This is a genomic window from Nonomuraea sp. NPDC004580 (assembly GCF_040609855.1).
GTDB classification, from domain to species: Bacteria; Actinomycetota; Actinomycetes; order Streptosporangiales; family Streptosporangiaceae; genus Nonomuraea; species Nonomuraea salmonea.
This window is the reverse complement of record NZ_JBEXLH010000006.1, coordinates 175,863-199,321: the sequence shown is the minus strand read 5'-3', so window position 1 is coordinate 199,321 and position 23,459 is coordinate 175,863. Positions and strand designations below refer to the sequence as shown.

General features: G+C 71.5%; 24 protein-coding genes. 14 read left to right on the top strand and 10 right to left on the bottom strand.

Annotated elements, in window-relative coordinates; genetic code table 11:
- The first annotated feature begins 10 nt into the window (after positions 1-10).
- Together ABZW11_RS10365 and ABZW11_RS10360 are read left to right on the top strand one after the other, a co-directional pair.
- On the top strand, positions 11-484 hold the full coding sequence (locus tag ABZW11_RS10365; RefSeq protein ID WP_355414790.1) for a low molecular weight protein-tyrosine-phosphatase: 474 nt from the start codon (positions 11-13) through the stop codon (positions 482-484).
- On the top strand, positions 471-1,256 hold the full coding sequence (locus ABZW11_RS10360; protein WP_355414788.1) for a fructosamine kinase family protein: 786 nt from the start codon (positions 471-473) through the stop codon (positions 1,254-1,256). The genes ABZW11_RS10365 and ABZW11_RS10360 overlap by 14 nt, the downstream gene beginning before the upstream one ends.
- A 9-nt stretch (positions 1,257-1,265) precedes the next feature.
- Here ABZW11_RS10360 and ABZW11_RS10355 read toward each other — a convergent pair whose 3' ends face one another.
- Complete coding sequence (locus ABZW11_RS10355) at positions 1,266-2,105, bottom strand: TetR/AcrR family transcriptional regulator (protein ID WP_355414786.1); 840 nt, start codon at positions 2,103-2,105, stop codon at positions 1,266-1,268.
- 58 nt (positions 2,106-2,163) lie between these two features.
- Between ABZW11_RS10355 and ABZW11_RS10350 the strand changes: the two genes are divergently transcribed.
- Entirely contained in the window at positions 2,164-3,864 is a 1,701-nt protein-coding gene (locus tag ABZW11_RS10350; protein WP_355414784.1) for a right-handed parallel beta-helix repeat-containing protein, read from the top strand.
- On the opposite strand, the gene hisN is transcribed toward ABZW11_RS10350, so the two are convergent.
- Positions 3,854-4,651 carry a histidinol-phosphatase gene (gene hisN / locus ABZW11_RS10345; protein ID WP_355414782.1) on the bottom strand — a complete coding sequence of 266 codons (798 nt, stop codon included), beginning with the start codon at positions 4,649-4,651 and terminating at the stop codon, positions 3,854-3,856. The two genes, ABZW11_RS10350 and hisN, sit on opposite strands and share 11 nt — an antisense overlap.
- Before the next feature lie 89 nt (positions 4,652-4,740).
- Between hisN and ABZW11_RS10340 the strand changes: the two genes are divergently transcribed.
- A complete protein-coding gene (locus tag ABZW11_RS10340) occupies positions 4,741-5,196 on the top strand; it encodes a DUF4442 domain-containing protein (RefSeq protein ID WP_355414780.1) in 456 nt (151 codons plus the stop codon).
- Positions 5,197-5,299: 103 nt separating this feature from the next.
- Here the strand turns inward: ABZW11_RS10340 and rsgA are convergent, their stop codons facing one another.
- Positions 5,300-6,367, bottom strand: a complete 1,068-nt coding sequence (gene rsgA, locus ABZW11_RS10335) for a ribosome small subunit-dependent GTPase A (protein ID WP_355414811.1) — start codon at positions 6,365-6,367, stop codon at positions 5,300-5,302.
- 375 nt (positions 6,368-6,742) lie between these two features.
- Positions 6,743-8,029, bottom strand: a complete 1,287-nt coding sequence (aroA, locus tag ABZW11_RS10330) for a 3-phosphoshikimate 1-carboxyvinyltransferase (protein WP_355414778.1) — start codon at positions 8,027-8,029, stop codon at positions 6,743-6,745.
- A gap of 109 nt (positions 8,030-8,138) precedes the next feature.
- On the opposite strand from aroA, the gene ABZW11_RS10325 reads away from it, so the two are divergent.
- Positions 8,139-8,882, top strand: a complete 744-nt coding sequence (locus ABZW11_RS10325) for an SOS response-associated peptidase (protein WP_355414776.1) — start codon at positions 8,139-8,141, stop codon at positions 8,880-8,882.
- Positions 8,883-9,039: 157 nt separating this feature from the next.
- Entirely contained in the window at positions 9,040-9,372 is a 333-nt protein-coding gene (locus ABZW11_RS10320; protein WP_345389631.1) for a TraR/DksA C4-type zinc finger protein, read from the top strand.
- A gap of 51 nt (positions 9,373-9,423) precedes the next feature.
- Here the strand turns inward: ABZW11_RS10320 and ABZW11_RS10315 are convergent, their stop codons facing one another.
- Positions 9,424-10,164 carry a methyltransferase domain-containing protein gene (locus ABZW11_RS10315; RefSeq protein WP_355414773.1) on the bottom strand — a complete coding sequence of 247 codons (741 nt, stop codon included), beginning with the start codon at positions 10,162-10,164 and terminating at the stop codon, positions 9,424-9,426.
- Positions 10,165-10,397: 233 nt separating this feature from the next.
- On the opposite strand from ABZW11_RS10315, the gene ABZW11_RS10310 reads away from it, so the two are divergent.
- The 7 genes from ABZW11_RS10310 to ABZW11_RS10280 all read left to right on the top strand — a co-directional run bounded on the left by ABZW11_RS10310 (position 10,398) and on the right by ABZW11_RS10280 (position 16,829).
- Complete coding sequence (locus ABZW11_RS10310; protein ID WP_345389625.1) at positions 10,398-11,003, top strand: sigma-70 family RNA polymerase sigma factor; 606 nt, start codon at positions 10,398-10,400, stop codon at positions 11,001-11,003.
- Positions 11,000-11,266: a mycothiol system anti-sigma-R factor gene (rsrA, locus tag ABZW11_RS10305; RefSeq protein ID WP_355414771.1), complete on the top strand. Its 267-nt coding sequence runs from the start codon at positions 11,000-11,002 to the stop codon at positions 11,264-11,266. Before ABZW11_RS10310 ends, rsrA begins: the two co-directional genes overlap by 4 nt.
- Positions 11,267-11,276: 10 nt before the next feature.
- Positions 11,277-12,218: an NAD-dependent epimerase/dehydratase family protein gene (locus ABZW11_RS10300; protein ID WP_355414769.1), complete on the top strand. Its 942-nt coding sequence runs from the start codon at positions 11,277-11,279 to the stop codon at positions 12,216-12,218.
- A gap of 224 nt (positions 12,219-12,442) precedes the next feature.
- Positions 12,443-13,798, top strand: coding sequence for an HD-GYP domain-containing protein (locus ABZW11_RS10295; protein ID WP_355414767.1), 1,356 nt, complete (start codon positions 12,443-12,445; stop codon positions 13,796-13,798).
- On the top strand, positions 13,795-15,087 hold the full coding sequence (locus ABZW11_RS10290) for an HD domain-containing phosphohydrolase (RefSeq protein ID WP_355414765.1): 1,293 nt from the start codon (positions 13,795-13,797) through the stop codon (positions 15,085-15,087). Before ABZW11_RS10295 ends, ABZW11_RS10290 begins: the two co-directional genes overlap by 4 nt.
- Positions 15,088-15,219: 132 nt before the next feature.
- Positions 15,220-16,575, top strand: a complete 1,356-nt coding sequence (locus ABZW11_RS10285) for a biotin carboxylase N-terminal domain-containing protein (protein ID WP_355414763.1) — start codon at positions 15,220-15,222, stop codon at positions 16,573-16,575.
- Between the two features lie 41 nt (positions 16,576-16,616).
- Positions 16,617-16,829 (top strand): biotin/lipoyl-binding carrier protein, encoded by a 213-nt coding sequence (locus ABZW11_RS10280; RefSeq protein WP_345389604.1) that lies wholly within the window; start codon positions 16,617-16,619, stop codon positions 16,827-16,829.
- On the opposite strand, the gene ABZW11_RS10275 is transcribed toward ABZW11_RS10280, so the two are convergent.
- On the bottom strand, positions 16,819-17,202 hold the full coding sequence (locus tag ABZW11_RS10275; RefSeq protein ID WP_345389600.1) for a hotdog domain-containing protein: 384 nt from the start codon (positions 17,200-17,202) through the stop codon (positions 16,819-16,821). The genes ABZW11_RS10280 and ABZW11_RS10275 overlap by 11 nt on opposite strands.
- 246 nt (positions 17,203-17,448) lie before the next feature.
- Here ABZW11_RS10275 and ABZW11_RS10270 point away from each other — a divergent pair, with 246 nt between their 5' ends.
- Positions 17,449-19,116, top strand: a complete 1,668-nt coding sequence (locus tag ABZW11_RS10270) for a serine/threonine protein kinase (RefSeq protein ID WP_355414760.1) — start codon at positions 17,449-17,451, stop codon at positions 19,114-19,116.
- Between the two features lie 4 nt (positions 19,117-19,120).
- Here ABZW11_RS10270 and ABZW11_RS10265 read toward each other — a convergent pair whose 3' ends face one another.
- The 4 genes from ABZW11_RS10265 to ABZW11_RS10250 are packed head-to-tail and all read right to left on the bottom strand — an operon-like array spanning position 19,121 to position 23,422.
- On the bottom strand, positions 19,121-20,767 hold the full coding sequence (locus ABZW11_RS10265; RefSeq protein ID WP_355414758.1) for an acetolactate synthase: 1,647 nt from the start codon (positions 20,765-20,767) through the stop codon (positions 19,121-19,123).
- A gap of 59 nt (positions 20,768-20,826) precedes the next feature.
- Positions 20,827-21,618: a hypothetical protein gene (locus tag ABZW11_RS10260; RefSeq protein WP_355414756.1), complete on the bottom strand. Its 792-nt coding sequence runs from the start codon at positions 21,616-21,618 to the stop codon at positions 20,827-20,829.
- Positions 21,615-22,271, bottom strand: coding sequence for a response regulator transcription factor (locus ABZW11_RS10255; protein ID WP_355414754.1), 657 nt, complete (start codon positions 22,269-22,271; stop codon positions 21,615-21,617). The genes ABZW11_RS10260 and ABZW11_RS10255 overlap by 4 nt, the downstream gene beginning before the upstream one ends.
- Positions 22,262-23,422 (bottom strand): histidine kinase, encoded by a 1,161-nt coding sequence (locus ABZW11_RS10250; protein WP_355414752.1) that lies wholly within the window; start codon positions 23,420-23,422, stop codon positions 22,262-22,264. Before ABZW11_RS10250 ends, ABZW11_RS10255 begins: the two co-directional genes overlap by 10 nt.
- Between the last annotated feature and the right edge of the window lie 37 nt (positions 23,423-23,459).

Genomic DNA, 23,459 nt, shown 5'->3' with positions numbered 1-23,459 from the left:
GAATGAAGGCATGACGTATCGCGTGGTCGTGGTGTGCATGGGGAACATCTGCCGGTCGCCGATGGCGGAGGTGGTGCTGCGCAAGGTGCTCGCGGACCGCGGGCTCGGCGCGCAGGTCGCGGTCGACTCCGCCGGCACCGGCGGGTGGCACGTGGGCGATCCGATGGACGAGCGGGCGCTGGAGATCCTCACCCTGCGCGGCTACGACGGGTCGGCGCACCGGGCCAGGCAGTTCACCAAGGACTGGTTCGACCGGTACGACCTGGTGCTCGCCATGGATCGGGACAACCTGTCCAATTTGCGGCGGCTGGCGCCTGCTGGGGTGGAGGTGCGGTTGTTCCGGTCGTTCGATCCCGCCGCGCCTGAAGGGGCGGAGGTGCCTGATCCGTACTACGGGGGGCGTGAGGGGTTCGAGGAGGTGCTGCAACTGGTCGAGTCGGCCGCTGAGGGCGTCGCCAAGCACATCGCCGATGAGATTCGCTGAGGAACTCGGCACGTCGCACGGGCGGCGGCTGCGGCGGGGCGTGCTGGACGACGGGCGGGCGGTGTTCGTCAAGAGCGGGCCCGCCTCCGAGGTGCTGGTGTCGGAGGCCGCCGGGCTGCGCTGGCTGGGCGAGGTCGCCGCGGTGCCCGAGGTGATCGAGGCTGAGCCTGATCGGCTCGTGCTGGCCTGGGTACGCGAGGAGCGGCCCGATCGGGCGGCGGCCGAGCGGTTCGGGCGCATGCTGGCGCGGATGCATCGGGCGGGTGCCGATCGGTTCGGGGCTCCGTGGCCCGGGTTCATCGCCGAGTTGCCGATGGACAACGCGGACGCCTCTGACTGGGCGACGTTCTACGGGGAGCGGCGGGTGCTGCCGTTCCTGCGGGAGGCGCGGTTGTCCGCCTCGGACGTCGCGCTGGTCGAGCGGGCCGTGGCGCGGCTGCCGGAGGTGGCGGGGCCGCCCGAGCCGCCTGCCCGGATCCATGGGGATCTGTGGAGCGGGAACGTGTTGTGGTCGGGTGGGCAGGGGGTGCTGATCGATCCGGCGGCGCACGGCGGGCATCGGGAGACGGATCTCGCGATGCTCGATCTGTTCGGGCTGCCGCAGCTCGATCGGGTGCTGGGGGCTTATCGGGAGGAGTGGCCGCTCGCCGGGGGGTGGCGGGAGCGGGTGCCGGTGCATCAGCTGCATCCGCTGCTCGTCCATGTGGTGTTGTACGGGGGCGGCTATCGGGACAGCCTGATGGCGGCGGTGCGGCGAGTGCTCTCGCTCTAAGGCGTCCTTTCAAGGCGTTCTTCTGCGGCGGTACGCGCGCTGCTGGCAGGCGCGGGAGCAGTAGACGCGGGGGCGGCCCGATGGGGCGGGGTCCAGCTTGTTGCCGCACTCGGCGCAAGTTTCGTCACGCTTTTCATCACGTTCTTGGATGAGGGCTTCGATGCCGTCGAGGATGCGGCGCAGGCCGAACTCGAAGGAGTCCTCAGGGGCGTCCCAGCCGCCGGTCTCCCAGAGGCGGGTGATCGTGGGGTAGGCGGGGAGGCGTTCGTACAGGGAGTCTCTAGCGCCCCACCACTCCTCCTCGGACACGCCGCTGCTGCGCTCCTCGCGCAGGGTCTCGACGAGGCTCAGGGCCTCGGCGTCCACGAAGCGGCCGACCAGGTTGACGGCGGCGATCACCTCGCGGGGGTGGAGCGGGGTGCCGGTGAGCGTGCTCAGCATGCGGTCGAAGAGCGCCACCGCGTTCGGGCCCGGGACGTTGCGGGTGCCTCTGACCTCGGCGAGCCAGGGATGGCGGCGGCGGCAGCGCCAGCCCTGCCTGATCATGGCCTCGAGTCTCGGGCGCCAGCCCGCGCCGGCCGGCTCTTCGGCGGGCTCTTCGTTCAGGTGCTCGCCGATGGCGGCGTCGCGCATCAGGGCGACGAGCTGGTCGCGGCCTGGCACGTGACGGTAGAGGGACATCGTGGTGAAGCCGAGCCGGTCGGCGACCTTGCGCATCGACAGGCCGTCGAGCCCCTCGGCGTCGGCCAGCTCGATGCCCGCCCGCACGATCCGGTCGAGGCTCAGCCCGGCGCGCCGCGCGCTCTCGTCGTCCCTGTCGCGCCACAACAATTCGACACCGTCGTCCATGGGTCTAGTTTATGGTGTACAAATCTGTGTACGACATAAACGACAGCAGGGGTGGCTCATGGAACAGATCTACGTCTCGCCCGCCGGCGACGACTCCTGGCCCGGCTCGCAGGAGCGGCCGTTCGCCACGCTCGAACGCGCCCGCGCGGCGGCCCGCGAGGCGGGTGGGAAGGCGGTCGTGCACCTGCGGGGCGGCGTCCACGTACTGACCCGCCCGTTCGAGCTGGGAGCCGACGACTCGGGGACGGTCTATCAGGCGGCCGGCCACGGCACTCCCGAGCAGGAGGAGCCGGTCATCAGCGGCGGGCGGGAGATCACCGGCTGGCGGGTGCGCGACGACGGGGTCTGGCTGGCCGAGGCCGGCGACCTCGACACCCGGCAGCTCTACGTGAACGGCCGGCGGGCACCGCGCGCCGCCGTCCCCGGCCTGCCCGGCACGGTCACGGCGACCGAGACCGGCTACGTCACCGACAGCCCTGAGCCGCTGAGCTGGCAGAACGTCGAGTTCGTGCATCGCGGCGTCTATCCGTGGACCGAGGCCAGGCTCCAGGTGGCCGGCATCGCGCGCGAGGGCGACTCCACCGTGATCACCATGGCGCGGCCCGGGTACGCGTGGGCGTACGCGCTCTACCGGTCCGTCTATGAAGGCCACACCTCCATCGGCCCCGGCCTGCCCACGTCCGTCGAGAACGACCCGAGTTTCCTGCGCGAGCCGGGCGCCTTCGTGCTCGACCGGTCGCGGCCGGGCGCGCACGTGCTGATGTACCTGCCGCTGCCGGGTGAGGAGCCGGCGTCCGCGCGGGTGGTCGCGCCGGTGCTGGAGACGCTGGTACGGCTGGCGGGGGCACGCGAGGTGGCCCTGCGCGGGCTGGTGTTCGCCGAGGCCACGTGGCTGCGGCCGGGGCGGCCCGAGGGGTTCGTGCACTATCACGGCAGCGGGTTCTACGAGGGCGGGCCGGTCGAGCGGGCCGAGCTGGGCGAGGGCTCCTACGTGACGTATCCCTTGAGTTCCGTCACGGTTCCGGCCTGTGTACAGATCGAGGACGCCGACGGCGTCGAACTCACGGGGTGCCGGTTCACCCGGCTCGGGGCCACCGGGCTCAGCGTCAGCGGGGGCGACGGCGTCGCCGTACGGCGGTGCGCCTTCGACACGCTGGCCGGCGGCGGCGTCACCGTGACCGGCACCCGGGGCGCCGCGATCGAGGACAACCGGGTGCGCGGGAGCGGGCTGGAGTTCAGCGGGTCGCCCGGCATCGCCATCTCCGGCACCCGGGGCTGCGTCGTCGCGCACAACGAGGTCACCGACGTGCCCCACTGCGGCATCGTGGCAGGCCCCGGCGAGGGCACCCACATCCTGCACAACCTGACCGCGCGCACCCTGCAGGTGCTGGCCGACGGGGGTGGCGTCTACCTGTCGGGGCCGCAGGGCGACTCGGCGGAGAGCGGGGCCGTCGTCCGGGGCAACGTCATCATGGACACGGTGACGCCGTACAACTTCGGGCTCTACACCGACTACGGCGCGAGCTGGGTGCTCGTCGAGGAGAACGTCGTCATGCGGGCCGACAACACGGCCGTGCTGCACGTCGGGCCGCCGCTGGAGAACGTCACCTACCGGGGCAACTTCTGGGACGCCGACCCGGTGGGGCACGACGATCCGCCGAGCGGGGTGACGTACGAGGGGAACGTCACGATCGCCGACGAAGGCGCCCTGACCACCGCGACCCAGGCCATCCACGACAGGGCGGGCGTCAGGTCCTGACCGTGGTGCCGTTGAGGCGGTCGATGACCTCGGCGTGCACGTGACCGTTCGTGCAGACGAGGCTGCCGCCCTCGAGGCCCTTGACGCCGGCGACGTCGGTCCAGACGCCGCCGGCCTCCTCGACGATCACGGTGAGCGCCGCCATGTCCCACGGCGACAGCTCCGGCTCGGCCGACAGGTCGACCGAGCCCTCCGCGACCATCATGTGCGACCAGAAGTCGCCGTACGCGCGGGTCCGCCAGCAGGCGCGGCTCAGGTTGAGGAAGTTGTCCAGCTTGCCGGTCTTCTCCCAGCCGCCGAAGCTCGAGTACGAGAACGACGCGTCCTCCAGGGAGGTGACCGAGGACACCTGCATGCGAGACGCCTTGGTCAGGCTCCTGCCCGTCCACGCCCCGCCCTCGGTCGCGGCCCACCAGCGGCGGCCCAGCGCGGGGGCCGACACCAGGCCGACGACGACCTTGCCGTACTCCATGAGCGCGATCAGGGTCGCCCAGACGGGCACGCCGCGTACGTAGTTCTTGGTGCCGTCGATGGGGTCGATGATCCACGAGCGGGCGCCCCAGCCGGTCTTCCCGAACTCCTCGCCGACCACCGCGTCACGCGGCCTGGCACGGCGCAGCGTGCCCCTGATGGCCTCCTCCACCGCGCGGTCGGCGTCGCTGACCGGCGTCAGATCGGGCTTGGTCTCGACCTTGAGGTCGACCGCCTTGAACCGCCGCATGGTCAGGTCATCGGCGGCGTCCGCCATGACATGCGCGAGGCGAAGATCATCGTTATAACCCTGCACGGTCGCCCACGCTACCGCGTTGGCCATACGGACATCAGTTACCAACGCCCCTTTTCTGGTAACTCTGCTTCCAGTTACTGACCAGTAGCATGTCTCGCATGTCGCAAGATGTCGGTGAGCTTCTGCTGGGGTCGGTCCCGTTCGCCCGGACGCTGGGCATCGTCTTCGAGTCGGCGGGGGACGGGCGGGCGGTCTGCCGCGTGCGCGAGCGGGCCGACCTGGCCAACCACGTCGGCGGGCCGCACGCCGGGGTGCTCTTCACGCTCGCCGAGTCGGCGTCGGGGGCCGCCGTGCTGTCGGTCTTCGGTGACCAGCTCGTACGTGCGGTGCCGCTGCCCACCACGGCGACCATCGCCTTCCGCAAGGTCGCTCTGGGGGAGATCAGGGCCGAGGCCCGGCTGACGGTCTCCCGCGCGGACGTCCTGGCGAGGCTGGACGCGGGGGAACGGCCGGAGTTCGACGTGACGGTGGACCTGACGAACCAGGACGGCACCGTCGTCACCACCTTCACCGTGACCTGGACCCTCCGCCCCACCCGCGGGTGACGGTCCGCAGACCAGCGGACGCCGTGAGGAGGGCGGGTGGCCGCGGCGAGCGCGGTTGCGGGGCGCGACCCTGCCGGGGAAGTGCTCCCCTCCGTCATCACCGTCAGGGGGTGTCGGCGGGTTCTTCCGCGGGGCGGGGGTCGTCGGCGGTGCCTTCGCGGCTCCACAGAAGGCGGCGCAACGACTCCAGGCGGGCGGGGTCGGCGTTGCCGGCCGCCGCCCAGGCGTCGAGGGCGCAGCCTTCGCCCAGGTGGGTGCAGCCCTTCGGGCAGTCGACCGTGCCCTCCACCAGGTCGGGGAAAGCCGCGAGCACCGTCTCCACGGACACGTGGGCCAGGCCGAAGCTGCGTACGCCGGGCGTGTCGATGATCCAGCCGCCCTCGGGCAGCTCAAGGGCCACGGCCGAGGTGGAGGTGTGGCGGCCACGGCCGGTGACGGCGTTGACCTGGGAGACGGCCCGGTTGGCGTCGGGCACCAGAGCGTTGACCAGGGTGGACTTGCCCACCCCCGAGTGCCCGACCAGGACGCTGATGCGCCCGGCCAGATGGTCGCGCAGCTCGTCGAGCGAGCCGCCCTTGTGCACGACGACGTGCGGCACGCCCAGCGGCTCGTAGAGGGCCACCAGCTCGTCGGGCGGGGCGAGGTCGGACTTGGTGAGGCAGAGCAGGGCGTCGATCCCGGCGTCGAACGCCGCCACCAGGATGCGGTCGATCATGCGCGGCCTGGGCGGCGGGTCGGCCAGGGCGGTCACGATGACGAGCTGGTCGGCGTTGGCCACCACCGGGCGCTCGATGCCGTCGGTGTCCTCGACGTCGTCGGCCGAGCGGCGCAGCATCGACGTGCGGGGCTCGACCCGCACCACGCGGGCCAGCGTGTCGGGTTTGCCGGACACGTCGCCCACCAGCGCGACCCTGTCGCCCACGACGATGCCTTTGCGGCCCAGCTCGCGGGCCTTCATGGCGACCACGAGCCGGCGCTGCGGCGGCTTGCGCTTCTGCGCCGAGCCCTTGGGGCGCTCCGGCTCGACCAGCGTGGTGTAGCGGCCACGGTCGACGGCCACCACGAACCCCTCGACGGCGTCCTCGTGCGCAGGACGGAGCCGGGTCCGTGGCCTGGAGCCCTTGCCCGGCCGGACCCTGACGTCGTCCTCGTCGTACTCCCGCTTCCTCAGCGGTCCGCTCCCATACGCTCGCTCCTCGTTACTGCTGCTGACAGTGGGCAGATGCCCCACGCCCCGACGGGTGCCGTCCGCCGGTCGGCCATGGCCGGTGTCATCGGTGTGCCGTGGGTCCGCGTTCGGACGGCCGCGGCGCCGATCCGCCGGGCGGCAGGGTCATATGGGGAGCCGAAGCCGGCGGTGGGACCGTGCTCCGGTCGTGAATCGTCGCCCGCGATCGGGCGGGTGGTGGTGTCGTGCCGGTGGATCTCATGGTCGTGCGCATGGTCGTGCGGGGGGCGGCGCGTTCTCACGTGTCACCCTTTTCCGACGTGCCCGGCGCTTCACCGGTGAAACCCGTCATACCCCCGAGGCGGAGGTCTGCCCAGCTCATCGCGATTCCAGCAGCGCCGTCCACATCTGGACGAACTCCGGCAGGGTCTTGGCGGTGGTCGCGATGTTCTCCACCTCGACGCCCGGCACCGCGAGGCCGATCACGGCGCCGGCGGTGGCCATGCGGTGGTCGTCGTAGCTGTGGAAGACGCCGCCGTGGAGCCGGCGGGGCCGGATGAGCAGGCCGTCGTCGGTCTCCTCGGCGTCGCCGCCCAGGCGGTTGATCTCGGTGGCCAGCGCGGCGAGGCGGTCGGTCTCGTGACCGCGCAGGTGGCTCACGCCCCTGATGCGGCTCGGCGTGCCGGCCAGCGCGGCCAGGGCGGCGATCGTGGGGGTCAGCTCGCCCACCTCGTGGAGGTCGGCGTCGAGACCGGTGACCTGGCCGGTGCCGGTGACCACGAGGTCGTCGCCCGAGCGGGTGACCGTGGCGCCCATGGCGGTGAGCAGGCCGCGCAGCGCGTCGCCCGGCTGGGTGGTGCGCTCAGGCCAGCAGGGGATCGTCACCCTGCCGCCCGTGACCAGGGCCGCCGCCAGGAACGGGGCCGCGTTGGACAGGTCGGGCTCGACCGTCACGTCTCTGGCGGCGATGGGCCCCTGCTCGACCCGCCACACGTCGCGCTCGTGGTCGTCGACCGTGACGCCCGCCGCCCTGAGCATCTCGACCGTCATCTCGATGTGCGGCTGCGACGGCACCGGCGGGCCGACGTGGCGGATCGTGATGCCCTTCTCGTAGCGCGCGGCGGTCAGCAGCAGCCCCGAGACGAACTGCGAGGAACCGGACGCGTCGAGCGTCACCTCGCCGCCCGCCGGCGGCCCGCTGATGGTGAACGGCAGCGCGTCGTTGTCGATGCGGGCCCCGAGCGATCGCAGCGCGTCGAGGATGGGCCCCATCGGGCGCTTGCGCGCATGAGGGTCGCCGTCGAAGGAGACGGGCCCGTCGGCCAGCGCCGCCATCGGCGGCACGAACCGCATCACCGTGCCGGCCAGGCCGGCGTCGATGCGCGCGCCGCCGCGGATCGGGCCCGGCGTCACCGCCCAGTCGACCCCCGCCGAGGTCTCGCTCACGGCCTCCAGCGTGGTGCCCAGCGCGCGCAGGGCCGCCACCATGAGGTCGGCGTCGCGGCTGCGCAGGGCCTGGCGGACGACTCCTGGGCCGTCGGCGAGCGCGGCAAGCAGGAGCGCGCGGTTGGTCACCGACTTGGAGCCGGGCAGCGGGACGGTGGCGGCGACGGGAGCCGTCGCCGTCGGTGCGGGCCAGTGCGGACCGGGCGTGGTGGCGGGCATGGTCAAAGAGTACTGGCCGTCGGCGGCGGGGGTCACAGCCTGTGGATGACGGCTGCCGTACGGTCGCTCCCTGTGGATGGACGTACCGAAGAGATGGCAGTGTGGGGGCATGTGCGGTAGATACGCCTCGGCGCGCAAGAAGCACGAGCTCCTCGAGGAGTTCCAGGTCGAGCAGGACGGCGACCCCGACAAGGAGCTCGGCGCCGACTACAACGTCGCGCCCACCAAGAACGTCTACGCCGTGCTGAGCCGGGTGCCCAAGGAGGCCGCGCGGGCGGTACGGCAGCTCAGGATCGTCAAGTGGGGCCTGGTGCCGGCCTGGGCCAAGGACCCGTCGATCGGCTCCCGGCTGATCAACGCCAGGGCCGAGACGCTGGCCGAGAAGCCGTCCTACCGGCAGGCGTTCGCCAAGCGCAGGTGCCTGCTGCCGGCCGACGGCTACTTCGAGTGGATGCCGGTCGAGGGAGAAAAGAAGAAGCAGCCGTACTTCATCCATCCGGCCGACGGCGGGGTGCTGGCCATGGCCGGCCTGTACGAGTTCTGGAAGGACCCGTCCAGGGACGACGACGACCCGCTCAAGTGGCTGGTGACCTGCACCGTCATCACCACGGACGCCGAGGACCAGCTCGGCCGCATCCACGACAGGATGCCCATGATGATCGACAGGGACCACTGGGCGGAGTGGCTCGACCCCAAGCTCACCGACACCACGCAGGCCGGGCGGCTGCTGGTGCCCGCCGAGCCGGGACGGCTCACCGCGTACGCGGTCTCCACGGACGTCAACAACGTCCGGAACAACGGCCCCGACCTCATCAAACCCCTCCCGGAGGAGGAGGAAACCGCGCTCTTCTGAAGGTGTAAAAAGCTCGGCAAGTGGGCATCCGGTGAGGAAAGCGATGCAACCGTTTACTCGGTGTCACCGCCAACATTGCCCCTTGATCACACCGGGCGGGACATCCGGGGAGTCCTGACCGCGGGTTTGCCCCCTTCTTACCCGGAGGTGCGGATTCGTGGACGTCACGACCGCTCGTGAGCGGCTGGAAGAAATGCTCGCCGACCTCGATCGCTCGATCGGAGTCCTGCGCGGTGAGCCCGTCGGGGTACGCGACCGCTCGGCCGCCGACGCCGGCTCCGACCTGACCGACGCGGACCGGGCCCAGGCCATGCTGACCGTGGCCAACAGCCAGCGGCAGGCGATCGTCGAGGCGATCAGGCGCATCGACGAGGGCGCGTACGGCCGGTGCGTCGACTGCGCCAAGCCGGTGCCCGAGGGCAGGCTGGAGGCCCGCCCCGAGGCCGCGCGCTGCGTGCCCTGCCAGGGCAAGCGCGAACGCCGCCGCTGACCGGCGAGAAGGAGAGCACACTCGCCGGACACGAAGAACGGCGAGGTGGGCTCACTTCTTACGGGCGCTGGCCACCAAATGGATGCCGACGGTGTCGTCGTCGTCGGGGTGGGCTTCGAGCTCGGTGCGCACCAGGTAGTTGAGCGCCCGCGCGTCGGAGCCGAGCACGTGGTCGACCGTGGAGGGCGACAGCACCGTACGGGGCCGCATCCACTCGATCTCCAGGCCGGCGCCCTGGAGCAGCTCGCGCAGCTGCGTGCTGCTGAAGCAGCGGGTGATGCTGCCGTCGGGCCACGGCACGAGCATGACCTCGCCGGTCTGCCGCAGGTGCTGCCACTGCTCCTGCTCGGCCAGGATCGCCATGCCGAGCACCAGGGAGTCGACGCACACCAGGGCGCGCCCGCCGGGCTTGAGGACCCTGGCCACGTCGTTCATGGCGGACTCGGCCATGAGCTCGATCGACATCACGCGCTCTTCGGCGAGCACGGCGTCGACGCTCTCGTCTGGCAGGAACGCCAGATCGTCGGCGCGAACGTGGCGTACGCGATCGGCGTCGCGCAGCCGCGACTGCCCGTCGACGGTACGGCGGAAGTCGAGCACCTCGATCACCCGGTGTCCGGCTCTGGCGGCCTGGCCTGACCAGCGCCCGCGCCCGCCCGACAGGTCGAGGATGACGGAGGCCTCGGCGGGGAGCCATCGGTTGAGTTGTTCGGCGGCGACGGCGCGGTAGAAGGTCCAGTACGGCCCGAGCGTCCCTGAGCCGTTCAGTTCCTCGGCCGGAATGGGCAGCACACGCGACTCCTGGGTTCCGGAAAAAGGGCTACCAGCCGGTACGTATGACGTTCCCCGCACCGGGTCCTTCGTACCTTCTATCTTGCGGGAACAGACAAGGGCGCGGGCGTGTTGCGACGAGCATGCTCACATTGGCAGACCCCCAGCCCGCTGACCGGGTGGTCGCGAGCCAGCGGGTATCCTCCCCTGAGTACGGTGTACCGCCACAGCCGGCCACCGGTGATCTTAGGGGGGTGGGTCCGGTGCCCGCGACAGGCGCGGAGACGCTGGAGCAGCGAAGCGAGCGATTCGAGCGCGACGTCATGCCGTATCTCGAGCAGCTCTACTCCGCCGCGCTCCGGATGACCCGAAATCCCGCGGACGCGGAGGACCTGCTGCAGGAGACCTTCGCCAAGGCGTTCGCGTCGTTCCACCAGTTCCAGCAGGGCACGAACCTGAAGGCGTGGCTCTACCGGATCCTCACCAACACCTTCATCAACAGCTATCGCAAGAAGCAGCGGGAGCCGAGGCAGTCCGGCACCGAGGAGATCGAGGACTGGCAGCTGGCGCGGGCCGAGTCCCACACCTCGAGTGGCCTGAAGTCCGCCGAGGTCGAGGCGCTGGAACACCTGCCCGACGGTGACATCAAGCAGGCGCTGGCGGCTCTGCCGGAGGAGTTCAGGATCGCGGTCTACCTGGCCGACGTCGAAGGCTTCCCCTATAAGGAGATCGCCGACATCATGGGCACTCCCATCGGCACCGTGATGTCGAGGCTGCACAGGGGACGCAGGCAGCTGCGGGGCCTCCTTGAGGACTACGCCCGCGAGCGTGGCCTGGTCCCGTCGGAGGGATCGAAATGAGCTGTGGGAAGCCGCACGAGACCGACTGTCGTGAAGTGCTCGACAAGGTCTACGCCTATCTCGACGGCGAGCTGACGGAGGGGGACGTCGCCGACATCAAGGTGCACCTTGACGAGTGCAGCCCGTGCCTCAAGGAATACGACCTGGACAAGGCGGTCAAGGCGCTGGTCCACAAGCACTGCGGCTGCGACCCGGTCCCGGCCGACCTGCGCTCCAAGGTGCTCGATCGCATCGCGCAGGTAAGGTCGGAGCTGGCCGACTAAGATTCACTTCATGCGCGTGTTGGTCACCGGGGGTGCCGGGTTCATCGGATCGAATCTCGTCGATCGCCTGCTGGCCGACGGCCATGAGGTCGATGTGGTCGACGACCTGTCGTCAGGCAGCCGCGACAACCTGGCCGAGGCCGCGGCCAGCGACCGGTTCCGGCTGCACGAGATGGACATCCGCGACCGTGCGCTCGTGGAGCTGATGACCGAGCTGCAGCCGGAGGTGGTCTGCCACCTGGCCGCGCAGATCAGCGTGCGCAGGAGCGTGGCCGACCCGGCGCACGACGCCAGGCTCAACGTCGAGGGCACGGCCGCGGTGCTGGCCGCGGCCCACGAGGGGCGCACGCGCAAGGTGGTGTTCGCCTCGTCGGTGGCCGTCTACGGGCGTCCTGCGGCGATCCCGGTGCCGGGTGACGCGGCGACCGATCCGCGCTCGCCGTACGCGGCCTCGAAGCTGAGCGGCGAGATCTACCTCGCCACGTTCAGGGCTCTTTACGGCCTCGAATACACCACGCTGGTGCTCTCCAACGTCTACGGCCCCCGCCAGGCGCCCGAGGGCGAGGCGGGCGTGGTCTCCATCTTCACCGACGCGCTGCTCACCGGCCGGCCCACGGTCGTCTTCGGCGACGGCACCCAGACCCGCGACTACGTCTACGTCGAAGACGTGGTCGACGGCTTCGTGCGGGCGTGCGGGCCCGAGGGCAACGGCCGCCGCTTCAACCTCGGCACCGGCATCCAGACCACCGACCGCCGCCTGCACTCGCTCATCGCCGACGCCGCGGGCGCCCAGGACAAGCCAGGCTTCGCGCCGCCGCGCCCCGGCGACCTGCCCGCGATGGCGGTCGATCCGGTGCCGGCCCACGAGGGGCTCGGCTGGCAGCCCAGGGTCGACCTGGCGACCGGGGTGAAGAAGACCGTCGAGTGGGCCGCCACGCGTCGCGGCAAGTAGTGACTTGATTACGCTTTGCTTGCGATTTCCGACTCTCCCCATGCGGCCACCCCGTCTTCTGTAGCGTGAATCCCACAAGTCGACGTGGAGGCATGTGGATGTCGAAGGTTACGGTCGCCCGGCTGCTCACCGCCCTCGTGCTGATCGCCCCTGTGGTCGTGCTCATGAGCGGCGGCTTGGTGCCACCTGGGGTGTCCTGGACCTGATAACTATGGGGGGCCGCCATGCGTGATCTGCCGTGGCCCGCAAGGGTCTATCTGGTCGCCGTGATCGGTGCGGCGGCCGCTCTCATCGTTCGCGGCGTGATCGTGTCCGGCGCGCCCGTGGCCACGGAGGACCTTGACATCCTCCTGGTGCTCGCCCTGCTGTTCCTGGTCTGCGAGTCGATGCCGACGCTGCTCAACATGGAGCAGACCGCCGTGTCCGTCAGCTTCTCCGCCTCGCTGGCGGCCGTGGTGCTGATCGGGCCGGAGGGGGCGGCGCTGGTCGGGCTGACCGCGATGGTCAGCGTCCGGCCCGGCCTGCCGCTGGTCAAGCGGCTGTTCAACGGCGCGCAGTTCGCCATCTGCGGCTACACCGCGGGGCGGGTCTACGAGGCGCTCGACGGCCGGGTCGGCGTGCCCGACGTCAACGCCTTCGACGACCTCATCGGCCCGTACGTCGCCGCCACCGCCGTCTTCGTGCCGCTCAACATCGCGCTCACGCTCACCATGATCGGGCTGGCCACGCACGTGCGGGCCACCGAGATGCCGCGCCGCGGCATGGCCCAGTTCCTGCTGTCCTACCTGGGCTACGGCACGTTCGGGCTGCTCGTGGCCGGGCTGTGGGCCACGGTGGCGTCGATCTCGGCGGTGCTGGTGCTGGTGCCGCTGTTCGTGGCGCGGTGGGCGTTCGGGCAGTATCACGCGCAGCAGCGCTCGTACGACGCCACGATCGCCGCGCTCTGCCAGGCCGTCGAGACGAAGGACTACTACACCCGCGGCCACTGCACGCGCGTCTCGCACGCCTCGTCCATGATCGCGCAGGAGATCGGCATGGGCCACGAGCGGGTGCGGGCCATCCGCTACGCCGGCATGCTGCACGACGTCGGCAAACTCGGCGTGCCCACCAAGGTGCTGCAGAAGGACGGGCCGCTGACCGAGGAGGAGTTCGCCGCGATCCAGCTCCACCCGATGCGGGGGCTGGAGATCGTGCGCGGCATCGGCTTCCTCGACGAGGCGTACGCCGGGATCATGCACCACCACGAGCGCCACGACGGCACCGGCTACCCGATGGGCCTCGCGGGCGACGAGATCCCCGAGTTCGCCAAGGTCATCGCGGTGGCCGACGCGTTCGACTCGATGACCTCCGACCGCTCCTACCGGGGGGCGCGGCCGGTGCCGGTAGCGCTCGACGAGCTGCGCAGGAGTGCGGGCACGCACTTCGACCCCGTCATGGTGGCGGCGTTCATCCGCGCGCTGGAGCGTGAGCCGTGGCAGCCGCCGCGCCGGGTCGACCCGCCGCCTCCCGAGGTCGCCGAGACGCAGATCAAGGACCACGACGACCCGACCATGCCCATCCAGGTCGTGACCGGGCCATGATCACCACCGAACGCGTCAGGCCGCGGGACCGCTCGCTGCACCAGGTCCTGCGCAGGCTCGACTCGGGGCAGCTGCTGCTCATCTGCGCGGCCGGGCTGGTCGCGCTGACCGGCGTGGCGTACACCGCGGCCCAAGGGCTGGACAAGCCGGAGATCGCGGTCGGGTTCGGCGCGCTGATCGCGGTCGGCGAGCTGGCCAGGCTGACCATGCCGGGCAACAGGGAGGTGGCGCCCATCGGGGCCGCCGCCGCGCTGGGCTACACGCTGCTGCTCGACCTCAGCCAGAACCAGCTGCGCCACTCGGCGCTGCAGGTCGTGGCGGTGATCGCGGTCGGCATGCTGGCAGGGGCGCTGCCGCACCTGGCCGTGGGCCGTCCGCCGCGCCTCGACGCGATGGCGCGCCGGCTGCTCACCAGCGCGCTGCTGGCCTTCGCGTTCCGGCCGCTCGCCGACCCGCTCTTCCACCTCACCAAGCCGCCCACGAGCACCTGGTGGCCGGCGCTGGCCGTGATGGTGACGCTCATCACGATCACGCTGCTCATCGACGTGCTGATCGCCGCGCTGCTGCGGGCCGAGCAGGTGCGCACCGCGTTCAGGGTGGCCGTGCGCGACGAGCTCAACATGGCCTTCCCGCTGGGCGCCGCCGTGGGCTCGTCGGGCGTGCTGCTCGCGCTCGCCACGCACAGCATGGACCTGGTGGCGCTGCTGGTGTTCGCCGCGCCGCTGCTGGTCACGCAGGTGGCCTTCCGCAAGTACGCCGGCATCCGCGCCACCTACCTGCAGACCGTACGCGCCCTGTCCAGGGTCACCGAGGTCGGCGGCTACGTCGAGCCGGGCCACTCGCGCCGGGTCAGCCGCCTGGCCGTGGCCGTCGGCAGGGAGCTGGGCATGGCCGAGCCGGAGCTGCTGGAGCTGGAGTACGCCGCGCTCATGCACGACATCGGCCAGCTCTCGCTGCGCGACCCCATCCCGGGCGGCGCGACCGTGCTGACCGAGCCGGAGCAGGCCCGCCGGATCGCCGAGCTGGGCGCCGAGGTCATCAGGCAGACCGGCGTGCTCGACCGGGTGGCCGAGGTGGTCAGCAGGCAGTGTGACGCGATCGCCGACGACCCGCCGCTGTCGAGCCGCATCATCAAGGTCGCCAACGCCTACGACGACCTGGTGGGGCCCTCGACCGACCGTGACAGGAGCGGGGCGGCGCTGGAGCGCATCCGCCTGTCGGCGGGGAGCGCGTACGATGCCCATGCGGTGGAGGCGCTGGCCCGCGTGATCGACCGCGGCCGGATCTAGGGCCTACAGCGGGGTGTGCGCCGCGGGCGTTTCCGGGCGTTCACTTTTGTGGGGTTCCTACAGATCACGCTGGCTGGATCGGTGGTTTCGGGGGAAAGGGGTCAGGGCGCCGGCGGTCGTAGGGTGGTCGGCGTGCTTACTGAGACGCTCGGACCCGTTCTGATCGCCAACCGAGGGGAGATCGCGCGGCGGATCATCCGCACGGTCAGGCAGCTGGGCCTACGTGCCATCGCGGTCCACTCCGAGGCCGACGCCGACCTGCCCTTCGTCCGCGAGGCCGACGAGGCCGTGCTGCTCGGGCCGGCCAACCCGGCGCAGAGCTACCTCGACGTCGCCAAGGTGCTGGAGGCGGCGCGGGCGACCGGCGCGAAGGCGGTCCACCCCGGCTACGGCTTCCTCTCCGAGAACGCCGCGTTCGCCAGGGCCGTGATCGAGGCCGGCATGGTGTGGATCGGGCCGTCGCCCGAGGCCATCGACAAGATGGGCGACAAGATCAACGCCCGTAACATCATGGAGGCCGCCGGCGTGCCGGTCGCGGCGGGCACCCGCGAGCCGGTGACCGACCTGTCGCTGGCACTGAGGGCCGCCGAGTCCATCGGCTACCCGGTCATGGTCAAGACCGCGGGCGGCGGCGGTGGCATCGGCATGAGCGTGGCCTACGACGACGAGGGGCTGGCCAAGGCGTACGAGCAGGCCGCGCGGGCGGCGGCGAGGTTCTCGGGCGACGCGCTCGACGGGCCCGCCGTGCTGCTCGAGCGCTACATCGCGCGGGCCCGCCACGTCGAGGTGCAGATCCTCGGCCTGCCCGACGGCAGGGTCGTGGCGCTGGGCGAGCGCGACTGCTCGGTGCAGCGCCGCCACCAGAAGGTCGTCGAGGAGTCTCCTTCGCCCGGCATCAGCCCCGAGCTGCGCGAGCGCATGCTGGCGGCGGCGGTGCGGGCCGGGGAGACGGTCGGCTACGTCGGCGCGGGCACGGTCGAGTGCCTGGTCGACGCCGACGCCCAGGACTTCGTGTTCCTGGAGATGAACACCAGGCTCCAGGTGGAGCACCCGGTCACCGAGCTGGTCACCGGCCTCGACCTGGTCGAGCTGCAGCTGCGGGTGGCGGCGGGCGAGAGCCCCGAGGTGCGGCCCGAGCCGCGCGGGCACGCGATCGAGTTCCGCGTCTACGCCGAGGACCCCAAGCGGTTCTTCCCCGGCCCCGGCACGATCACGGCCTGGGACGAGCCCGCCGGCGACGGCGTCCGCGTCGACTCGGGTTACACGGCGGGCAACACCGTCACGCCGTTCTACGACCCGCTGATGGCCAAGCTGTGCGTATACGGCTCGGACCGGGCAGAGGCGCTGGAGAAGGGCCGTAAGGCGGTGGCGGAGTTCGTCGTGGAGGGCCCGAAGAACAACCTGCCGTTCTGCGCGGAGCTGCTGGAGAACGCGGAGTTCGCCACCGGCGACTACGACACCGGCCTGGTCGCGCGGATGCGCGCCTGAGGCCCATGAGATTGTTGGTTCAGTGAAAGAGGGGAGTCCCGGTGGCTGAGGTACGCGCTGAGATGGTGGCGAACGTGTGGAAGGTGGTCGTCAAAGAGGGCGACACCGTCTCCGACGGCGACACGCTCGTCATCCTCGAGTCCATGAAGATGGAGATCCCGGTGATCGCCGAGGACGACGGAGTGGTGGCGCAGCTCAAGGTCGCCGAGGGAGACGTGATCCAGGAAGGCGACCTGATCGCGGTCATCGAGTAGTGCGGGCGAGGAACCTGGCACGGTCGACCACGACGCGCTCGATCGTGCCCTTGCCCACCACGGAGCCGCGCTCGTCGTGGGCCTCGAAGGCGAAGACCAGCCGCCGCCCGTCGACCTCGGTCAGCTCGACGCCGACCTGCACGCGGGCGCCGAGCGGGCTGGCGGCCAGGTGGTCGAGGGCGACGCGGGTGCCGACGGAGGTCTCGCCCGGCGCGAGGTGCCTGGCGACGGCGCGTACGGTGGCCGCCTCCGCGAGGGCGAGCAACCTGGGCGTGGCCAGCACCGGCACGTCACCGCTGCCGATCTCCTTGGCGGTGTCGGCCATCTCGACCACGGTCGGGAGCTGGGCGCGCAGGCCTGGTGCGAGCGTCATGGGATCAGCCTACGGGCGGTGGAATGGGCCCGTTGACTTCCCGGGAAACGCGGACAAGTGCGGCTGCCAGGCCTCAGGATAGGCTTTGTACGGCTTGAGGCATTTTGAGTGGCATGTGGGACAGGTGAGTCGTACACTCCTCTGAGTTCCGTGACCACTGTGTTACCTCACCGCGACAAAACTTCGCTTTGTTGGAGATCCGCGGGGTGGGAGAGGTTTCGGACGTAGGGGGGTAGCGGGGGAATCATGGTGGCCCAAGGGACGACGCTGGCGGGGCGGTATCGACTGGATACCCGCATCGGCGCCGGTGGCATGGGCGAGGTGTGGCGAGGTGAGGACACCGTCCTCGCCCGCACCGTCGCCGTCAAAGTGCTGCTCCCAGGCCGCATGCAGGACCCCGGCTTCGTCGCTCGCTTCCAGGGGGAGGCGCGGGCGATGGCCACCATCAACCACTCCGGGGTCGTGGACGTCTACGACTACGGCGTCAGCGGCGACACCGTCTACCTGGTGATGAAGTTCGTCGACGGCGAGCCGCTCGACCGGCTGCTCGCCCGGCTGGGCCGCATCCCGCCGCAGGCGGCCATGGAGCTCATCGCGCAGGCCGCATCGGCCCTGCAGGCCGTCCACGACCAGGGCATCGTGCACCGCGACGTCAAGCCGGGCAACCTGCTCGTGCAGCGCGACGGCACGCTCGTCCTGACCGACTTCGGCATCGCGCGCTCCGACATCGCGAGCCGGCTCACCGACGCCGGCATGGTGCTCGGCACCGCCGCCTACTGCGCCCCCGAGCAGGCCGAAGGCGCCCCCGTCACGCCCGCCGTTGACATCTACGCGCTGGGCGTCGTCGCGTACGAGTGCCTGGTCGGCCAGCGGCCCTTCGACGGTGACAGCGCGGTCACGATCGCGCTCAAGCACATCCGCGAGGCGCCGCCGCCGCTGCCCCAGGACATCCCGCAGTCGGTGCGCACGCTCGTCGACATCGCCCTGTCGAAGGACCCGGCGCGGCGCTACCCCAACGCGCGCGCGATGAGCGAGGCCGCCAGGGCGATCGCCAGCGGGCACACCCCGGCCGCCCTGCCGGAGCCGCCCTCCACCGCGCACTCCACCGCGCCCGCCACGGGGGCCACGATGGCGCCGCCGCCGGAGGCGTACCAGCAGGCCGGCCACTCCTACACGCAGCGCGACGCCGACCCCTACCAGACCGGCGCCCGGATGGCCCACGAGGACACGGCGCTGTCCGAGCGGCGCGGCGGGAGCAGGCGCGCCGCGAAGGCGCCGCGCAGGACCGGGCTGGTCGCCGGCATCGCCGCGGCCGTCGTGCTCGGCGCGGGCGCCGGCGCGGTCGCGCTGAGCGGCATCGCCACAGCTCCGGCCGAGCCGACGCAGTCCATCTCCGCCGCCGCGAACGCGGGCGACGGCAAGGAGGGCAAGCCCAAGACCAGCAAGCCTCCCAAGCCGACGACCAAAGAACCCGAGGTCACCGAGGAGCCTGAGCCCGAGCCGACCCGTGAGCAGACGGTCAACCGGCCGCACACCCCCAGGCCCTCGGTCACGAAGACCACCCCGGAGCCCACGAAGACGCCCACCACCACGCCGTCCAGCAGCCCCACGCCGTCGAAGACGCCCACCAGCACCCCGACGGACAAGAAGGTGCCGGTGCCCCACGTGGTCGGCAAGCGCTTCCTCGAAGGTCAGAGCATGATCGAGGCGGCCGGGCTCACGCCACGCGTCGACGACCGCACCACCACCACCGACGGGCGGCGCTGCGGCCGGATCAAGCAGACCACGCCGGGCCCGGGCAAGGCGGTGGCGAAGGGCACGGAGGTCGTGCTCGTCATCGTCGACAGCGCCTGCCCCGAGGACGAGCCGCCGCCGAGCCCCACGCCGACCCCCACGCCCTCCAAGAACCAGTGACGGCTCAGACCCCCGTCGTGTTGCGGGGGTAGGCGACCTGCGGGTCCGTCGCGATGTTCACCATGTACGGCAGCCCCGAGTCGAACGCCCTGCGCAGCGCCGGCCCGATCTCCGACGGCTTGGTCACCAGCTCGCCGCCGCCGCCCAGCGCGGTCACCACCTGGTCGTAGCGGCACTGCGGCTGCAGTTCGGCCGCCACGTCGTAGCCGTACAGCAGCTGCATGGGGTGCTTCTCCAGGCCCCACATGCCGTTGTTGCCGCAGATCATGACGACCGGCAGCCTGTGGCGGACGAGGGTGTCGACGTCCATCAGCGAGAAGCCCGCGGCGCCGTCGCCGAGCAGCAGCACGACCTGCGAGGACGGCCTGGCCAGGCGGGCGGCGATGGAGTAGCCGAGCCCGGTGCCGAGACAGCCGTACGGGCCGGGGTCGAGCCAGTTGCCCGGCTGCTTCGGCTCGACGTACTTGCCCGCGTACGAGACGAAGTCGCCGCCGTCGCCGATCACCACGGCGTCGTCGTCGAGGACCTTGGCCAGCTCGCCGTAGATGCGCATCGGGTGGATCGGGTCGGAGGCGGCGGCCAGCAGCTCCGCGTCGCCCGCCACGGCGGCCGCCGCCGCGTCGGACAGCCTCGTCACCCACGACGCGTACGCGTCGGGCTTGACCCCCGCCTCCCCGCACGCCGTGCCGAGGCTCCAGAACACCACCGACAGGTCACCGGCGGCGGACGCGGCCGGCTGCATGTGGGTGGTCAGCTGCGAGGGCGCGTCGGCGATGTGCACCACCCTGGCGAGCGGCGCGCCGTCCTTGCCGCCGAACCAGCCGTAGCCGAGCCGGAAGTCGAGCGGCGTGCCCACCACGATCACCAGGTCCGCCTGGCCGAACGCCATGCCCCTCGCCCTGGTCGCCAGCAGCTCGTGGCCCGCGGGCAGGATGCCGCGGCCCTGGCCGTTGGGGATGACCGGCAGCCGCCAGGTCTCCGCGAAGTCGCGGGCCGCCTCCTCGGCGCGGTCCATCCACACGTCGGAGCCGTAGACCAGGACCGGGCGCTCGGCCTCGGCCAGCAGGCGCGCGATGTTCGCCAGGTCGTCGGGGTCGGGCTCCAGCGGGGACGGCGTCTGCGTGCGCACCTCGTGCACCGGGGAGGGCGAGAACAGGTGGTCCATGGGGAAGTCGAGGAAGACGGGCCCGCGATGCGGCGCCACCGCCGTACGGAAGGCGACCTCGACGTCCTGCCCGACCGAGTCGGCGGCGCTCGCCGTGAACGCCAGCTTCGTGATCGGGTCGAGCAGCGGCGGATGGTCCATCTCCTGGAGCGCTCCGCTGCCCCAGCGCGACTGGGGCGCCCGGCCGCCGAGCACCACCACCGGTGAGCCGTTGAAGTGGGCCGTCGCCACGCCGCTCACCCCGTTGGTGATGCCGGGGCCCGCCGTCAGCACGGCCAGACCGGGGCTCCTGGTCAGCCGGGCGGTCGCCTCCGCGGCGAAGACCGCGCTCTGCTCGTGGCGTACGTCGAGGATGCGCATGCCTTCGTGCACCGCACCGTCGTAGAGAGGGAAGACGTGCCCTCCCGACAGGGTGAACATCGTCTCGACGCCATAGGCCTTGGACACGGCGACGGCGGCGTCACCGGCGTGCTTCGCAGACTCCATGCCGGGAACTTACCAACCAGTCACCCGAGTAAACAGGTCTCGACCGACGCGTTGATCGGTCATTGGCAACAGATCGTGACCAAGCCGTCCTCGGTGGTCGCGACGATCGTCTTGGGAGAGCCGGAGGTCTGCCGGACATCGACCGTGGTGTTGGTGCCGGTCGCGGTGACGTCGTACGTGCCGTCGCGGCCCGCCTGCGGCGGCACGTTCACCATCACGTCGCCGGTGGTGCGGACGACGGCCTTGACCTGCGACGGCGCTCCAGCGAAACGCAGGTCGAGGTCACCGGTGCCGACCTCGACGTCGGCCCGCTGCCCGCCGAGGTCGTCGGCGTCCACGCTGCCCGTGCCCGTGCGCGCCCACAGGTCGCCCGCGACCGCGTGCACGTCGAGGTCACCCGACACCGAGGTCAGCCGTACGTCGCCGAACAGCTCGGATACCGCCAGACCTCCGCCCCTGGTGCTCGCGTCGAGGTTGGTCTCCGGCGGCACGAACAACGTGTAGTCGGCGTGGCAGAACGGCCCGTCGGGCTGGTCGCCTCCGGGGCAGACCGCGTCGAGCAGGAGCGTGCGGGAGCCGGCGTCCCACTCTTCCGTCACCGTAGGGCGGTCCCTGGTCCAGCGCAGCGAGCGCTCGAGCAGCAGCTCGCCCGCCTTGCCCGGCAGCACGTACAGGCCGACCCTGCCCCTGCCGGCCTTCACCCGCAGGCTCTCGCCCTCGAACGGGATCGAGCGCAGCGTGACCTCCGTCGGCGTGCGCGCCTGCGCGAACCCCCGCCAGAGCACGGCCGTCGAGATCGTCAGCGCGATCACCGTGGCCGCCGCGCCCGCCATCAGCCAGACCGCTCTCACGGCAGGCTCCTGATCTTCAGGAACTGCAGCACCGCCAGCACCCGCCGGTGGTCGCCCTCGGCCGGCGACAGGTCGAGCTTGGTGAAGATGTTGCCGATGTGCTTGCCCACCGCGCCCTCGCTGAGCACCAGAGCCTGCCCGATGCCGGCGTTGGAGCGGCCCTCCGCCATCAGCTGGAGCACCTCGTGCTCGCGCGGCGTCAGGCGCTCAAGCGGGTCGTTGTTGCCGCGCAGCAGCAGCTGGGAGACCACCTCGGGGTCGAGCGCGGTGCCGCCCTGCCCCACCCTGCGCAGCGCGTCGATGAACTCCGCCACGTCGGCCACCCGGTCCTTCAGCAGGTAGCCGACCCCGCCGGTCGCGGCCGAGGCCAGCAGCTGGGCGGCGTAGCGCTCCTCGACGTACTGGGAGAGCACCAGCACCGCCAGCTTCGGCTGCTGGCGGCGCAGCACCAGCGCGGCGCGCAGGCCCTCGTCGGTGTGCGTGGGCGGCATGCGCACGTCGGTGATGACCAGCTCGGGCTGATGCTCCTCGACCGCGCGCAGTAACCCCTCGGCCTCGTCAACGGCCGCCACCACCTGCATGCCGGCCGCGTCGAGCAGCCGGATCAGCCCCTCGCGCAGCAGCACGGAATCCTCTGCGAGCACTACTCGCACGGCAGCTCCACCTCGATCGTCGTCGGTCCCCCGAGCGGGCTGGACAGCCGCAGGGCGCCGTCCACGGAGTCGACCCGCTGGGCCAGGCCGCGCAGCCCGGTGCCGCCGTCCATCCTCGCACCACCGCAGCCGTCGTCCCACACGAGCAGATGCAGGCGGTCTCGCTCCCGCCGCACGCTCACCTCGGCCTTGGTGGCCGCCGCGTGCTTGGCGATGTTCGTCAGCGCCTCCGACACGATGAAGAACGCCACCGCCTCGATCGTCGGCGTCGTCCGCCGCTCGATGTCCACGCGCAGCTTCACCGGAAACGGCGCGCGGGCCGCCACGCCCGACAGCGCCGCGTCCAGGCCCTGGTCGTTGAGCACCGCCGGATGCAGGCCGCGGACGAAGTCGCGCAACTCCTTGAGCGCCTGCTTGGCCTCCTCGTGGGCCTGCTCGATGGCCTCGCGCGCCGGGTCAGGCAGGTCGGTCAGCGTCGCCCTGGCCAGGCCCAGGTTCATCGCCAGCGACACCAGCCGCTGCTGGGCGCCGTCGTGCAGGTCGCGCTCGATCCTGCGGCGCTCGGCGTCGGCCGCGTCGATCACGCCGGCCCGGCTCTCCGTCAGCGTCTCGATGCGCTGGCCCAGCTCGCTGCGGCTCGGGCCGAGCAGCGTACGCGCCACCGACAGGTCCAGCACCGCCATGCCGCGCGCCAGCAGCGGCGCGAGCAGCGCCAGGCTCAGGCCCACGAGCATGTAGACGAACACGACCTTGCCGTCCCTGAGGTCGAACTCGAACTCCAGCGGCGGCGGCTGCAGCTTGGGCGGCAGAAACGCCAGCAGCCCCACGACGGCGCCACCCCACGCCAGCGCCACCAGGAACACGCCCACCAGGCTCACCCAGGGGGAGAGCAGGTGGTAGCAGATCTGCCGCCACGTCGCGGTGGCGCGCAGGTTCGCCGGAGAGCGTACGGGCGGGATGCGGGAGCCCAGGAACGCCTCGAACCTCGACCGCTGCACCCCCGTGAACCTCGGGACCGCCCGCACCAGCAGCGGCGGCGCCACGGCCAGGGCCAGCGTGAGCGCGCCGAGCAGCATGGCCACGGGCAGGCCCACCATCACGTGCGCCGTGTCCAGCCAGGCACGCGCCGACCAGGGACGGGGGACTTTCATGTCTTCCACGGTATTGATCGGCGGCGGGGCCGCGAAA

Excerpts from the sequence above, each read along its gene's own strand:
- ABZW11_RS10365 (WP_355414790.1), top strand. The coding sequence starts at position 11 with ATGACGTATCGCGTGGTCGTGGTGTGCATGGGGAACATCTGCCGGTCG.
- ABZW11_RS10360 (WP_355414788.1), top strand. The coding sequence starts at position 471 with ATGAGATTCGCTGAGGAACTCGGCACGTCGCACGGGCGGCGGCTGCGG.
- ABZW11_RS10355 (WP_355414786.1), bottom strand. The coding sequence starts at position 2,105 with ATGGACGACGGTGTCGAATTGTTGTGGCGCGACAGGGACGACGAGAGC.
- ABZW11_RS10350 (WP_355414784.1), top strand. The coding sequence starts at position 2,164 with ATGGAACAGATCTACGTCTCGCCCGCCGGCGACGACTCCTGGCCCGGC.
- ABZW11_RS10340 (WP_355414780.1), top strand. The coding sequence starts at position 4,741 with ATGTCTCGCATGTCGCAAGATGTCGGTGAGCTTCTGCTGGGGTCGGTC.
- aroA (WP_355414778.1), bottom strand. The coding sequence starts at position 8,029 with ATGCCCGCCACCACGCCCGGTCCGCACTGGCCCGCACCGACGGCGACG.
- ABZW11_RS10325 (WP_355414776.1), top strand. The coding sequence starts at position 8,139 with ATGTGCGGTAGATACGCCTCGGCGCGCAAGAAGCACGAGCTCCTCGAG.
- rsrA (WP_355414771.1), top strand. The coding sequence starts at position 11,000 with ATGAGCTGTGGGAAGCCGCACGAGACCGACTGTCGTGAAGTGCTCGAC.
- ABZW11_RS10300 (WP_355414769.1), top strand. The coding sequence starts at position 11,277 with ATGCGCGTGTTGGTCACCGGGGGTGCCGGGTTCATCGGATCGAATCTC.
- ABZW11_RS10295 (WP_355414767.1), top strand. The coding sequence starts at position 12,443 with ATGCGTGATCTGCCGTGGCCCGCAAGGGTCTATCTGGTCGCCGTGATC.
- ABZW11_RS10290 (WP_355414765.1), top strand. The coding sequence starts at position 13,795 with ATGATCACCACCGAACGCGTCAGGCCGCGGGACCGCTCGCTGCACCAG.
- ABZW11_RS10275 (WP_345389600.1), bottom strand. The coding sequence starts at position 17,202 with ATGACGCTCGCACCAGGCCTGCGCGCCCAGCTCCCGACCGTGGTCGAG.
- ABZW11_RS10270 (WP_355414760.1), top strand. The coding sequence starts at position 17,449 with ATGGTGGCCCAAGGGACGACGCTGGCGGGGCGGTATCGACTGGATACC.
- ABZW11_RS10265 (WP_355414758.1), bottom strand. The coding sequence starts at position 20,767 with ATGGAGTCTGCGAAGCACGCCGGTGACGCCGCCGTCGCCGTGTCCAAG.
- ABZW11_RS10250 (WP_355414752.1), bottom strand. The coding sequence starts at position 23,422 with ATGAAAGTCCCCCGTCCCTGGTCGGCGCGTGCCTGGCTGGACACGGCG.